At 60.1% G+C, this 12,408-nt stretch carries 14 protein-coding genes; 1 reads left to right on the top strand and 13 read right to left on the bottom strand.

The features are described from left to right. Nucleotides 1–112: 112 nt before the first annotated feature. Nucleotides 113–1,357, bottom strand: a complete 1,245-nt coding sequence (locus tag BRA49_RS00070) for an ABC transporter ATP-binding protein (RefSeq protein WP_292382370.1) — start codon at nucleotides 1,355–1,357, stop codon at nucleotides 113–115. Further along, nucleotides 1,354–2,235, bottom strand: a complete 882-nt coding sequence (locus BRA49_RS00065) for a FecCD family ABC transporter permease (protein WP_394339095.1) — start codon at nucleotides 2,233–2,235, stop codon at nucleotides 1,354–1,356. Before BRA49_RS00065 ends, BRA49_RS00070 begins: the two co-directional genes overlap by 4 nt. A 221-nt stretch (nucleotides 2,236–2,456) precedes the next feature. Between BRA49_RS00065 and BRA49_RS00060 the strand changes: the two genes are divergently transcribed. Further along, nucleotides 2,457–3,422 (top strand): EF-Tu/IF-2/RF-3 family GTPase, encoded by a 966-nt coding sequence (locus BRA49_RS00060; protein WP_292382366.1) that lies wholly within the window; start codon nucleotides 2,457–2,459, stop codon nucleotides 3,420–3,422. Between the two features lie 164 nt (nucleotides 3,423–3,586). Here the strand turns inward: BRA49_RS00060 and mtrH are convergent, their stop codons facing one another. The 11 genes from mtrH to BRA49_RS00005 all read right to left on the bottom strand — a co-directional run. Beyond that, on the bottom strand, nucleotides 3,587–4,624 hold the full coding sequence (mtrH, locus tag BRA49_RS00055) for a tetrahydromethanopterin S-methyltransferase subunit H (RefSeq protein WP_292382364.1): 1,038 nt from the start codon (nucleotides 4,622–4,624) through the stop codon (nucleotides 3,587–3,589). Nucleotides 4,625–4,639: 15 nt separating this feature from the next. Beyond that, nucleotides 4,640–5,377 (bottom strand): tetrahydromethanopterin S-methyltransferase subunit A, encoded by a 738-nt coding sequence (gene mtrA, locus BRA49_RS00050; protein ID WP_292382362.1) that lies wholly within the window; start codon nucleotides 5,375–5,377, stop codon nucleotides 4,640–4,642. Between the two features lies 1 nt (nucleotide 5,378). Then, nucleotides 5,379–5,591, bottom strand: coding sequence for a tetrahydromethanopterin S-methyltransferase subunit F (locus BRA49_RS00045; protein ID WP_292382360.1), 213 nt, complete (start codon nucleotides 5,589–5,591; stop codon nucleotides 5,379–5,381). A gap of 5 nt (nucleotides 5,592–5,596) precedes the next feature. Further along, nucleotides 5,597–6,319, bottom strand: a complete 723-nt coding sequence (mtrA, locus tag BRA49_RS00040; RefSeq protein WP_292382358.1) for a tetrahydromethanopterin S-methyltransferase subunit A — start codon at nucleotides 6,317–6,319, stop codon at nucleotides 5,597–5,599. A gap of 10 nt (nucleotides 6,320–6,329) precedes the next feature. Beyond that, nucleotides 6,330–6,614, bottom strand: a complete 285-nt coding sequence (gene mtrB, locus BRA49_RS00035; RefSeq protein ID WP_292382357.1) for a tetrahydromethanopterin S-methyltransferase subunit MtrB — start codon at nucleotides 6,612–6,614, stop codon at nucleotides 6,330–6,332. Continuing rightward, a complete protein-coding gene (mtrC, locus tag BRA49_RS00030; protein ID WP_292382355.1) occupies nucleotides 6,615–7,469 on the bottom strand; it encodes a tetrahydromethanopterin S-methyltransferase subunit MtrC in 855 nt (284 codons plus the stop codon). It lies immediately after the preceding gene. Beyond that, the gene (gene mtrD / locus BRA49_RS00025; protein WP_292382353.1) at nucleotides 7,470–8,321 is read right to left on the bottom strand and encodes a tetrahydromethanopterin S-methyltransferase subunit D; all 852 of its coding nucleotides are present in this window, start codon (nucleotides 8,319–8,321) and stop codon (nucleotides 7,470–7,472) included. Then, nucleotides 8,318–9,217: a tetrahydromethanopterin S-methyltransferase subunit E gene (gene mtrE / locus BRA49_RS00020; RefSeq protein WP_292382351.1), complete on the bottom strand. Its 900-nt coding sequence runs from the start codon at nucleotides 9,215–9,217 to the stop codon at nucleotides 8,318–8,320. The genes mtrD and mtrE overlap by 4 nt, the downstream gene beginning before the upstream one ends. 194 nt (nucleotides 9,218–9,411) lie before the next feature. Beyond that, nucleotides 9,412–11,118 carry a coenzyme-B sulfoethylthiotransferase subunit alpha gene (gene mcrA, locus BRA49_RS00015; protein ID WP_292382350.1) on the bottom strand — a complete coding sequence of 569 codons (1,707 nt, stop codon included), beginning with the start codon at nucleotides 11,116–11,118 and terminating at the stop codon, nucleotides 9,412–9,414. Nucleotides 11,119–11,124: 6 nt separating this feature from the next. After that, nucleotides 11,125–11,886 carry a coenzyme-B sulfoethylthiotransferase subunit gamma gene (gene mcrG, locus BRA49_RS00010; RefSeq protein ID WP_292382348.1) on the bottom strand — a complete coding sequence of 254 codons (762 nt, stop codon included), beginning with the start codon at nucleotides 11,884–11,886 and terminating at the stop codon, nucleotides 11,125–11,127. A gap of 14 nt (nucleotides 11,887–11,900) precedes the next feature. Further along, nucleotides 11,901–12,408, bottom strand: a 508-nt coding sequence (locus tag BRA49_RS00005; protein ID WP_292382347.1) for a methyl-coenzyme M reductase I operon protein C, incomplete at its 5' end; no start/stop codon positions are given.

The raw sequence follows: 12,408 nt of genomic DNA, 5'->3' as shown, positions 1-12,408 counted from the left end.
GCGGACCGGCTCCATGTGACTACCGGCAACAGCCCATGCCCGCCCCTCTTGCTTCCCGGGCACGCCCTTGCACATCATCTCCGGTCGGTACCCGCGATCCTGCAGCGGCGGGTCACGCCGACCCCATAAGGAACTGCAGGACCTGCTCGATCCGCTCCGCCGTGACCGCCCCCCGTTCAAGCAGCCCGTAAATGATCGCTTCTGCCTCTCCTCCGGTGCAGTCCTGGAAGGACCGGTGCGTGTCGCCGTTCAGGAGCACAATCCGCTTATTCCGGTAACCTTCCAGTATCCTGATGTTCTCGATATTGCCCTGCCCTACGGGCATTGCCGTTACGACGACCGCATCCGCGGCAGCGATGCACCGCGCGAGGTCCTCGCGGGCGCCCGGAGAGATTGCGCTGAACGGTGCCTCGGTAACGCAGGGTATGTTCAATGCCGTTGCGGTTGCATAGTCGGTATCGAAAACGTTGAGCACACCGGTGCTCACCCGGAATCCCTCCTTGTGGAGAGCGTAGAGGAGATCGGACCCCGTCCCGCCGCCGCAGACGACGTGCACGCCCCGTTCCGGCTGGCGTTTCGCGGCGTATTTGTACGTAGGGAGGATATACGGCTTCCCTGTCAGGGGATGGGGTTTTACCAGTGCATCGATCCCGTATACTGTATTGAGTGTCTCACGGGTCAGGACATCCTTCGGCGGTCCGGCAGCATAGACCCGCCGGTCTTTGAGCACGATCAGGCGGTCGCAGTAGTATGCAGCCAGATTCAGGTCGTGAAAGACGCTGATCACGGTGATATCCTCGGTGAGACCCTTGATGATGTTAAGAATTTCGATCTGGTGACTGATATCGAGGTTTGAGGTGGCCTCGTCGAGCAGCAGGACCTCTGGTTCCTGTGCGAGCGCCCGCGCGATGAGCACCCGCTGGCGTTCGCCGCCGCTGATCTCGTGGACCGACGAACCGGCGATGTGAGTGACGTTTGCAAGGTGCATGGCGTGGTCACAGATCTCCAGGTCCTCCGATCTCTCGGAAGCGAATCTCCCGATGTAGGGGTGCCTCCCCATCATGACGATCTCGCGAACGGTATAATCGAAGCTGATTGAGATCTCCTGCGGCACGACGGCGACCTGTTGCGCCAGATCCCGGAAACTGAAGGTGCCCAGGCCCTGTTCGGAGAGACGGACCTCTCCCGAATCCGGGGCGACAATCCGGCTCATCGCTTTGAGCAGTGTCGTCTTCCCGGACCCGTTCGGCCCGATGATCCCGAGAATCTCGCCCCTGTCCGCGTAAAACGAGACTGCCTCAAGAATCTTCCTTGCGCCGTAAGAGACGTCGATATCGATGATTTCGACCGGCTTCATGCTCTCATCCGACTCCGCAGAAGGTATATGAAAAACGGTGCGCCGAAGCAGGCGGTGATGATCCCGACCGGCATGTCGTTCGCGAACGTCCTTGCGAGCGTGTCGGACCAGACGAGGAGGATCCCGCCTGCAAGGGCGGCTGCAGGAAAGAGGATGCGATGGTCCGGCCCGACGATCAGGCGCATCACGTGGGGGGTGATCAGGCCGATGAACCCGATTGCCCCTGCGATAGAGACCGCTATGCCCGTCAGGGATGCGCTCGCAAAGAGGAGGATCCGCTTTAATCGTTCGACATTCACGCCGAGATGGATCGCGTCCTCTTCCCCGAGCGATATGATGTTGATATCGCGTGCATAGAGGTAGATGGCCACGCACCCGATCGGGATGAGGATGGCGATGAAGACGTCGTCCCATGCGACATTCCAGAACCCTCCCATCAGCCAGAACATGATCTGGTGCAGGCTCCGTCCGGAGGTATACATGAGGAACGAGAGAAATGCGGAGAGGAGCATGGAGAGGGCGACGCCGGAGAGCAGGAGCGTCTCGACGGGAATCTTCCCGCCCTGGCGGGCGATGGTGTAGACGGCAAAGGTGGTGATTGCCGCTCCTGCGAATGCGAGAACCGGCAAACCTGCACCTGCCAGGAAGACGATGGACAGCGTGGCCCCGAGGGACCCGCCGGTCGACGTGCCGATGATGTAGGGATCCGCCATCGAGTTCTTGAACAGTCCCTGCATGGCCGTGCCTGCCACGGCAAGCGCACAACCGACCAGCGCTGCAGCGATCACCCGTGGAAGCCTGACGTCCCGGACGATCATCCCTGCCGTCTCCGGACTGAAGAGTGATGCGATCGAGACGTTGGTTGGTCCGATGGCCACAGCAAGGATCATGCTGGCAAGAAGGATGCAAATGAGTATCGGAATCGCAATCAACCTGATTCTGGACATTCTCTGTTAAGTAAAGTATTTTTTACTTTATTAAACTTATCTTGTGTATAGCCGCGCGCCAGGTTTCTAGAAACGTAGATTGACCGGATTCTTGTGCATTGGAGGGAATCTGGGTAAGCCTGATACGATGAGCCGTCAAACCTCTCTGCCATATGGGCAACCTGAACATTGCTGTGCTGGGACCCGGTGGTTACGCCAAAGACCTCGGGAAGAAGGGCACGGAATCCGATATCACCTTCTATAACCTGAAGAAGGGCGATGATACCGTCACCATCATCGAACCGACCCGGTATCCCGAGCGGCTGGCCCCGCTCTTCTACGCCGCATCGATGGCGGATGCGGTTCTCATCGTGGTGAGCGAGATCACCCCGACACTCGGGGAGTGGGTGCTGATACTCGATGAGGTAGGGGTAAAGCAGGGTTACATCGTCCTCCGGAACTATCTGACCCCAGGTGACCTCGCGCCGCTTCTCCGGGGAACGGTGCTCGAGCACTACGAGTTCGTAGACGCTGACCCGATCGCGCTCCGAGACCTCCTGCTCGACCTGGCGCACGCTCGACACCCTGTTCCGCCCGGCGCCGGTGCTGTGGGAACGATCCCCATCGATCATCACTTCAACGTCCGCGGTATCGGGACGGTTATTCTCGGCGGCGTGGTGCGGGGTGGGATCAGGAAGCACGATACCCTGAAGATCTACCCCGGGGAGCAACCGATCACGGTGCGGTCCATCCAGAAGCACGACGACGACTTCGACTGGGCCGCCGAAGGCGACCGTGTGGGGCTCGCGCTCAAGAACGTCGAGTCCGACGACCTTGACCGCGGCTTTGTCCTCTCAAACGATCCCGCGATCCGGACCCGGACGAGCCTTGAGGCGCGGGGGACCCTGGTCAGGTATTGGCCGGCGCCGCTCACGGCGGGGACGGTCCTTCACATCGGCCACTGGATGCAGTTCATCCCGGCGCGGGTGGAGGCCGTGCGGGACGAGGGGAACTGGCGGCAGCCGACGCTCTCACTTGTGCTGGAGAAAGATCTCGTCTACCTTCCCGGCGACACGGCGGTGCTCCACTATCTCGAGGGTGGGAAACTCCGGATCGTCGGACATATCGAACTGCCCTGAGCAGTTTGGGCGGGAAGATCCCGTCAAAGATATCAACTCATTTTTAATCAGGCCCCGGGGGCCTCTGCCGTACCCGTGAACCCGGAGACTCGCACCAGTCACGCCGGGTCTGTGATGCTGGAGCAACCACGGCGAAGAGCCGTGCGACCTAAAAAAAGGGGGGGTTAGACGAGTTTGAAGAGCGGGTGGGTATCGACCTTGGGCTCGATGCCGAGGTCGCGCACCGCTTCCAGCACAACGATATCGACGTAGGCCTGTGCGGTGATCATCGCCTCGACATTCTCGATCGGGCCGTACATGATCAGGTCGGCACCAAGCGTGCTTGCAACCATGTTGCATCCGATATCGGGTGCAGACCAGGCCGCCTGGCGCATACCGTCCGTACCACCGAGGTAGTGGTGCGTGAGCTGCTCGATGAGGGCATCCTTGCCCTCGAGGCCGGCCAGCTGCTGGGAGGGGACTTTCTTCGTTCCCTTCCACCGCTTGAGCCAGGTCCAGGAGACGGTCATGTTGTGGTAGGCACCGCCGGTCGGCAGACCGTGGATCGCCTTGCAGGCGAGGATCTCGCGGTATGAACCGCCGGAACCGAGACCGAGCGGGGTTGCTGCGGTATCGAGGATCGGGCGGGTGATGCCGCACTTCTCCGCGATCTCGAGCATTCCCATCTCCTGCCCGGCGACGCCGCCCTCGGTCAGGACCTTCTCACGGCCGGCAACCGACGGGTCGGCGGGGTTGAAGGCGAGGACGATGGCTGCATTCACATCGCTCTTGGCCAGCGCCTCGATGTTCTCCGGTCCGATCGAACCGTTGATCGAGTTGTAGATCGCACGGTCTGCGGTGCCCGACTGGGTGACGTACTCGCACGCATGGGCGAGCGCCGCCGGGACGGACGAGTCCATCAGGAACGCGGTCTTGTCGTCGATGCTGCAGAACCAGTCGATGTAACTCTCGAAGGCCTCGCCGTATTCCCCGATAATCTGAATGAAGTGGGGAATACCGGTAAGGTCCGAGAGTTCCTGGCAGCGGTTCCAGAGCCCCTCTGCTTTCAGCTTGTCGATCTTTCCGGTGTGGTCATCCAGAACAACCTCGTGTTTGTTGTAGAAGATGGATGCACCGAGCACGGTCGGGTATTCACCAGGCTGCCCGCCGATCATGGTACCGTTAAAGTCGTGTACCGTCTGCTCTTTTTCGAACTTGAACATATTCGTCAATCCTCCTTACAGGTACCCAACCAATTTGGGCAGTAATACCAACAACATCATGAATACAATCAAACCTGCAACCAGCCCATACAGGATGCCGATATCGCGCCCGATCTTTCTTCCGACGCGTTGGGCTATCTCTGCATCGACGAACTCGATCCTCTCCTCGATAGCGTTGAGCCGCTCCTCGATCTCAAGGAACTGTGGGTTTGCGCCTGCGGCGGCAACTTCCGCCGCGCCGCCTGCTTCCTTGACCTCGACGATCATGGGTTCTGCGGGGAACGCACCGGGGTCTTTGGCCTTGAGTTCATCGATCTTGGCCTTGATGGTGCCCATATCCTCGCTTTCCATGATGTTGACCATCTCGACCTGGTCCTGGAAGCGCTTGATCGCCTCGTCGGTAAGGTTCTCGATGAACGGGATGGCTCCCTGAGCGCCGACGATCTTACCGCCGGAGACTCCTCCGGCATGCAGCGCTATGAAGCTCTGACCGGAAAGGTGTCCCTTAACCTCCGTACCACAGCAGAGGATGAACCTGATGTTGGGATTGGAGATGACGTTCGCAATGATCTTCTCGATACCGAGGTTCTCGGTCTTACAGGACCCGGCGATTGCCGCTCCGGCATCGCAGATGCCCTGCTCGTCGAGGTGAGATCCCATGGTGACGACGCCGACGCAACTCTGTGCGTCTCCCGTGTGGAAGTCGCCCTGAACAATCGGCCATCCGCTGGCCGGTGATTTCTTCTCAACCATGTTAGATCGCCCCCAGCATCAGTGCCGGAATCACGATCAGGAGCATGGCTACGATGAGTCCGACTGCGAACCCGACGATGCCCATGCCCATGATACCGGATTCGAGTTTCGTCGTGCGGGCAAGGATCTGTGCCTTGTACCGAATGCCGTCCATCATCGTGTTGATCGCCGTCATCCGGATGGGGCCTGCAGCCTGTGTAGTTTCTTCTGCCATCTATCTCACCCCAGCAAGATGAACCCCAGGATCACGAACGAGACGATCAGGCCGATCATGAGGCCCTCAATCTTGCCCGAGTAGACACCGGCGGCAAACTTGTTGCGGTAACCGATGTCAGTGACCATCCGTTCGATGACTTTTGTCCGTGCGTGTATCAGTGCCAGTTCACCGGAAAGCGGCTGTACTTCGCCGGTCGCTTCCTCTGCCTCACCGCCTGCTTCCTTGACCTCGACGATCATGGGTTCTGCGGGGAACGCACCGGGGTCTCTGGCCTTGAGTTCGTCGATCTTGGCCTTGATGGTGCCCATATCCTCGCTTTCCATGATGTTGACCATCTCGACCTGGTCCTGGAAGCGCTTGATCGCCTCGTCGGTAAGGTTCTCGATGAACGGGATGGCTCCCTGAGCGCCGACGATCTTACCGCCGGAGACTCCTCCGGCATGCAGCGCTATGAAGCTCTGACCGGAAAGGTGTCCCTTAACCTCCGTACCACAGCAGAGGATGAACCTGATGTTGGGATTGGAGATGACGTTCGCGATGATCTTCTCGATACCGAGGTTCTCGGTCTTACAGGACCCGGCGATTGCCGCTCCGGCATCGCAGATGCCCTGCTCGTCGAGGTGGGATCCCATGGTGACGACGCCGACGCAACTCTGTGCATCTCCCGTGTGGAAGTCGCCCTGAACAATCGGCCATCCGCTGGCCGGTGATTTCTTCTCAACCATGTTCTTCACCTCACAGCAGTCCTAATACGACGACACCGGCAACCAGAAGGCCGATTGCCATGCCATACCAGAATGCGGTCACGCCTCCGGCGACGTTGAGAACTCCCTCCCGGTTCGGGAACGAAGCCAGGAAGTTGCCCTCCCCGGAGAGCATGCCGACCAGGTCGTCGGTAATCTTCTCGAGTTCTGCTACCTGCTCGAGTACGGGGGTATACGACACACCTGCGGTGGTGACGACGCCGACCAGCGGGTCGACGACCAGTCCGTACTCAGGCAGTACCTGAATGTATGCCATTTACGCACCTCCCTTGGGCTCCAGGATCGGCTGTGCGTCGAGCCACGCATAGGCGTCACGCTTCGAGAGCGCGATGTACTGCGTGTAGGTGTAGATCCACCCGATGACCGATACCAGCAGCGATATGAGAGCAGGGATGAACCCGATAAATGCGAACGATATGATCGCAACGGTGATCATGGAGAGGAAGCCGCACTCTGCAGCGAGCATGAGCGTCCGGTCCTGCCGCTCCCCCGGCCCGAGACAGGCGTTGAAGGAGTGCTGGATGGCGATGGCGCCGAGCATGAAGATCACGGCGATGATGCTGCCGCCGATGAGGGAGAATTCGTAGGTCTCGACAGCGAAGCCGAGGATCGAGATCTCGCCGGTGATCATGCCGATGAACTCGAACGTTCCGCAGGCCATCGCCGCGAGACCGAGCACCGTCATCGCGCCGACGATTGCAAGTTCCGTCAGGGAGATGATCATGACCGGGATGTCCATCCGGACGACATGATTTGCCATTACTCCGGCGACCGCACCGATGATCGCGGCGATGATGATCGTCACGATGGGCGCAGCGATGCCGGTCGTCGCTCCGAAGAGCGCGGCGATGACACCGGACCCGAGCGCGATCATGCCCGCCGACGGGACACCGGTACCGAGACCGTAACTGCAGAGGTGCTTGATCGTGTCGGTACCCCAGATGAGCGCGACCACGGCAGCAAGCCCGCCGAAGAATGCGAAGTACTGGGTGCCGGTGATCGTGTTTAAGTATGTCAGGTAGATGAGGACAAGCGATCCCACGAGGCCGTAGATCACGAGCTGATTGTGCGGGATGCCGCCTCCTGCTCCTGCTTCAATCTTTACCGACATTTAGAACACCCCCACCAGTTCGAGCAGCCCGATCGAGAAGATGCCTGCAACAGCGGATGCCACAGCGGCCGCGATGACCGCTCTCGGGAACCGTTTGAACTTGGGGTCATGCGGCCCTTCGATCGTACCGGTGATGTTGTATGCGGCAAGCACGGCGTTCATCAGGAACATACCGACCGCGAAGACACCGGCAAGCGAGATGGCGACGGGCGCGATCTGCTCGACCGTTGTGTCCAGGATTGTAGGCAGCTGTGCCTGGTAAATATCGAGGAGTTCAAGGTAGATGAGCGTCCCGCCGAGACCACCGAGTGCGCCGCCGATGACACCGCCGACCCAGGAGATGAACGGGAGGCCGTGCCCCTCGGTACCCTGGCTCTTGTACTCGGGGAAGGTGTCGCCCGTGATCGGGTCTTTTGCGACTTTACCGGAAGCTGCCGGGATACCCATGCCGAAGACGTAGATGATGTTGACCATCGTGCAGGTGATCGCCATCAGCAGCCCGCCACCGACCGCACCGCCGGCGAGGGCCAGCGGGAGTCCGAGGGGGGCAGCCCATGCGCCACCGAAGAGTCCGGCAAGGCCGGCGCCGGCGGCAAGCATCGCGACACCGGTCGCGATACCGGGTGCCTGTCCCATTGCAGCGGGGGCACCGCCGACCGGGACGAAGTGGACGCCGAACCCGATCAGGACGCCGCCGATGATGATGCCGACGAGCGCGATCAGCCCGGCCATCTGTGCGAAGAAGAAGGCAAGCACAAGTGCGACGATGATAAGAACTATGCCGATAGCGATGCCCATTCCTGTCGGGGACTGGACACCCCCTGTCTGTTTAGGTCCACCGAGCGCGCTCATGACGATGCCTCCTCAGGGGCCGTGTAGGGTCCGAAAGTCTTCCTTGCCCAGACCTCGATGTAGCGGTCGATGATGGCAAAGATCAGGATGATAACGATACCGATGATGACCGCTCCCCATCCGGCGGCGAGCGGCTCAAAGACAACGGTACGCCAGAGTTCGAAGAAGACGATCAGGCCAAAGCAGATCCCCGATGCGGGGCCGCCGAGTTTGGCGCTGAAGAAACCGTTGTCGAGCGAGTTGCGCTGTCCGGCTTCGGCGTAACGGACGATGTTGCCGGACGCGGAGATCGGAACACCGGCTCCAAACTTCTGCTCCTGGTACTGCCGCTCCTTTCCGTAGAACGGGTTACCGGTTGCAGACCCGGCTGCACCGAGTGCGATACCCCATACGAGACCCAGGAGCGGGAGCGGGAAGGGGTGACCGAGTGCGCTGATCATCAGGTGACACATCGCGACGGTGGTGAAGATTGCTACGAACGCGTGTGCCATGGTCACGGTCGTCATCGACTTCAGGATGTCGATATAGACCGGCTGTCCAAACTTAGCGAGACTTGCAGTACGGCCGAGGTATGCGGTTGTCGCATAGACGCCCTGCACGAAGACCGCGAGAGCGCTCCCGAGCACAATTGCAAGTATCGGGTTTATCTGCATCGCCATGAATGCCCAGGCAAGGCCTGCACCCAGAGCAACCCATAAGCCGTACGCTGGGGGTTCACCGGCAACTGCCTTGTTAAAGATGCGGTGAATATATCCCATTTGCGGAGCAAGCTGAACCTGTGAGTTCGGGTCACCCTGTGATCCGATATCAGACTCAGTGTCTTCCGCAGCGCCGGCGACGGTTGCAAGAGCACCTGCCAATGCGGTAATGCCGATGCCAAATACGATCTCTTCCATTCAGCATCCTCCTCTGATGCGCATTGCGCCAGAGTATAAGTTCAAAACCTTTTTGGTTCATTTAACAGTTGTTTATGACTTAATTAAAGGTTTCGAAAAGTTGCGCCGCTATAGCAATGAAATGTAAAAAATCGTCCGGAATGCCCGTTTTGGGCATGTTAAGTTACGCTAAAGAAAAAAAAGTTGATTTAGGGTTACCGCGCCGGGATGATGAGCGAACGCTCGCCGGCGGGCATAAACTCGCGGATTGCACCCTTCGCGAACTCGCGGCGGGGCTCGGCGAAGTCGAACTTCAGGGCCGGGTCGGCGAAGCAGATCTTCACCCGCGGGTCGAAGCACCATGCGTCGCCACGGCCGTAGTGAGAACCGGCGACGATTGCGGCGTATTCGCCCTGGTGACCGACGTTCATCGCGTAGTTCGGGTAGTTCGGACCACGGACCTCGCCGATCGCGCCCTCGTCTCCACGGATGGAGAGGGAGTTCGCGGAACCGCACTGGTCCTGGAGGTCGTAGCCGAAGAAGCCGAGACGCGACCATCCGTCCTTGTGCAGGAGCATGCAGAGGTACCAGGCGTTCAGGCCGGCGTTGGAGTTTCCGGTCGCGATGGAGGTCGACAGACCGCAGGCGGCGGCAAGCACACCGGCACGCTGGGACCCGCCGAAGTGGTCCTCCATCATGGTCGGGAACTGCTCGTACTGCTCCATGCCGTTGAGGGCGACCTCGGTCGCGATGTCGTTGACGATGTCGTAGGTCGGCTTGACCTTGTCGTTCGGGCTCGGGTTCTTCCAGTCGACCTTGTACTTGTCCTTGATGTAGTCCATACCGTAGTAGGTGAACTCATCGAGGATGTTGTCGGTGTAGGCCGCGGTCGCGTACTGGGTGAATCCGACACCGCCGGACATGTAGGAGCCGAGCCAGATCTGGTCGTAGAGCATGGTTCCGGCGCCGACAACCTCGAGGGAGGCCCGGGCGGGGTCGTTGGGGTACTTCCGGTTCGCCTGAACGATATCCGAGAAGAGACCGAATGCAAGGCCACCGGGCTCGTTCGGGCCACGGGCACGCCGGGCGGGCAGGTGGGACGCCATCTGGATGACACCCGCGTGCTTCGCGGCGTAGGAGAGGTCGGCGACGGCTGCTTCGCCGGCGCACATGCGGTAGGCGCCGATGAAGGACATACCGATCTGCATCGCAGACCACCGGGAGGTCGTTCCACCGTCGCAGGTCCGGACGACTGAGGTCGGGATGTGGATTGCCTGCCAGAGGGACTTTCCGACGGCGGCGGAGAGAGCCTCGGCCTGCTTGGCGGGGAAGGCCTTCTCGACGTCGATGACGAACTGGGGTTCGATATCGTCGGCAAGTTCCTGGTCGCCGGTGAAGACCTTGACGTAACAGTCGTCGACGAGGCCGGGGTGAGTCTCGACCATGTGTTCCTGGACGACGGCCGCGCCGGGCATGGCGTGGTTCAGCACGTGCAGGTACTCGTTGATCGTCTCGGGGGTGACTTCCTTGCCCAGACGCTTCTGCAGGGTCTGGTGAGCGAGGTCCATGTTGACGATGACAGTCCGCCGGATGTCGTCCCACATCTGCTGCATCGCAGCGTTGTTGACGAAGTGCAGGTCGTCACCTTCGACGAAGACGCCGGTGCCGGAGACCTCGTAGGTCATCAGCTGGCGCTGGCCGAGCGGGATACCGCCAAGGTGGCAGCGCACGGGGTCGTACATGGAGATACCGCGGTCCATCTCGACGGCGCGGCTGGCCTTCACGAACTCCTCCTTGCGGGGGGACTGGTGGTACCCATTGAAGTTGTAGTACTCGGCCGTATCAGACTGGACGTCCTGTCCCTGGAATTTCTCCTTGAGCGATTTCAGGAACAGCTTCTGGGATCTTTCAATCTTTGCCATATTCAATCACTCCTTGGGAAGGAACCCGTATTTCGTCCGCAGCGTGTGGATGCGCTGGACGTACTCGATGTATTCGGCATCGTCACGGTACGGGGTGCCACCGAGTGAGTGGAAGATCGTCGTGCGGGCCTTAAGCCACTTCTCGTCGAGCGGCTTGCCGACGGCAACCGCACGGTCGAGGGGCTCACCGATCTGGTTCTTGACGTAACGGACGATGCCGTCATCGCCAAGGACACTCCTCTGGAGCATGTCGAACATCATGCCGTTCTCGGCAAGACGGAGCGAGTGACCGTGCACGGTCGCACCACGGATGCCGGTGCGGGCTGCGTCGAGGAGCTCGGTGTTGATAAGTTCCTTGGAGTACTTCTCGAGATCGCGCTCGCGGCACTCGACGATCTGACGGCCGGAGAGCGTACCGGGGTCGATACCACGGAAGCGGTAGCACTCGGTGTAGGTCCGCTGGTAGGGCTGCGAGGGGGCGAAGAACATCGAGTCCGCGAACTGGATGTAGCGGACACGGTCGCCGGCCTTGGCACCGTCAGTCGGGGTTACAATCTTGCGGATGGGGCAGTCGGGTTCCTGCTGCTCGGCGAGCGGCGGGTGGGCCGTCGGATAGGCGGATCCCGGCGCCCTGTGGCCGAGGATCAGCACGATATCCTCGTCTGTCACATCGCGCATCTTTTCAAGCTTCTGGTTGGGGTTCATCTGCTTGCGCCGGTTCTCGGCGACCTTGGATGTACCCGGTCCGTATTGGGGCTTGTATGCCATGTCTCAATTCACCTTCATGTTGGGCTTTTTAGCACTTTCATAACGGCACGAACGACTTCTGCCAATTTTTCCCTGCCAGGGGTCTGACCCCGTGTCACACCGCTGACGATATCCATCACCATGCCTTTCGTCTTAACCCGGTCGGGCGGCGGCATAACAACCGCTGTCCTGACTCCCTCCTTTGCGAGATCTTCAAAGTCTATCGGGACCTGAGAAACGACGATCGCCCTGATCTTCACGTGCTCAAGGATAAACCGGATCTTCTGCACCACATGAGAGCGGACATTCCCGTGGTGCAGGATGGCGACCTTGTGCTGCTCGATCTGAGCAATCTCCTTCTCCGTTAGCCCGAAGTAGGCTCCGAGGACATGACCCTTGATAGGTGAATCTGCCGGGACTCCGCTCCCTGCGTTCAGGACAAGCGTGGTCACGGAGAACTCCGTCCCTTCCCTCCGGAGGCCGGAGGGGATGTCGCAGACCGGTTTTGGGACGGGTCTGCGGCCGGGGGACATTCCAATCACG

This window comes from Methanoculleus sp. UBA430 (genome assembly GCF_002506585.1).
Lineage (GTDB): Archaea > Halobacteriota > Methanomicrobia > Methanomicrobiales > Methanoculleaceae > Methanoculleus.
Note: the sequence above shows the minus strand (reverse complement) of the source record. Positions and strands in the feature narration are given on the sequence as shown.

What these genes read in the sequence shown, in the direction of transcription:
- BRA49_RS00070 (WP_292382370.1), bottom strand. Translation starts at nt 1,357, where the DNA reads ATGAAGCCGGTCGAAATCATCGATATCGACGTCTCTTACGGCGCAAGG.
- BRA49_RS00060 (WP_292382366.1), top strand. Translation starts at nt 2,457, where the DNA reads ATGGGCAACCTGAACATTGCTGTGCTGGGACCCGGTGGTTACGCCAAA.
- mtrH (WP_292382364.1), bottom strand. Translation starts at nt 4,624, where the DNA reads ATGTTCAAGTTCGAAAAAGAGCAGACGGTACACGACTTTAACGGTACC.
- mtrA (WP_292382362.1), bottom strand. Translation starts at nt 5,377, where the DNA reads ATGGTTGAGAAGAAATCACCGGCCAGCGGATGGCCGATTGTTCAGGGC.
- BRA49_RS00045 (WP_292382360.1), bottom strand. Translation starts at nt 5,591, where the DNA reads ATGGCAGAAGAAACTACACAGGCTGCAGGCCCCATCCGGATGACGGCG.
- mtrA (WP_292382358.1), bottom strand. Translation starts at nt 6,319, where the DNA reads ATGGTTGAGAAGAAATCACCGGCCAGCGGATGGCCGATTGTTCAGGGC.
- mtrB (WP_292382357.1), bottom strand. Translation starts at nt 6,614, where the DNA reads ATGGCATACATTCAGGTACTGCCTGAGTACGGACTGGTCGTCGACCCG.
- mtrC (WP_292382355.1), bottom strand. Translation starts at nt 7,469, where the DNA reads ATGTCGGTAAAGATTGAAGCAGGAGCAGGAGGCGGCATCCCGCACAAT.
- mtrD (WP_292382353.1), bottom strand. Translation starts at nt 8,321, where the DNA reads ATGAGCGCGCTCGGTGGACCTAAACAGACAGGGGGTGTCCAGTCCCCG.
- mtrE (WP_292382351.1), bottom strand. Translation starts at nt 9,217, where the DNA reads ATGGAAGAGATCGTATTTGGCATCGGCATTACCGCATTGGCAGGTGCT.
- mcrA (WP_292382350.1), bottom strand. Translation starts at nt 11,118, where the DNA reads ATGGCAAAGATTGAAAGATCCCAGAAGCTGTTCCTGAAATCGCTCAAG.
- mcrG (WP_292382348.1), bottom strand. Translation starts at nt 11,886, where the DNA reads ATGGCATACAAGCCCCAATACGGACCGGGTACATCCAAGGTCGCCGAG.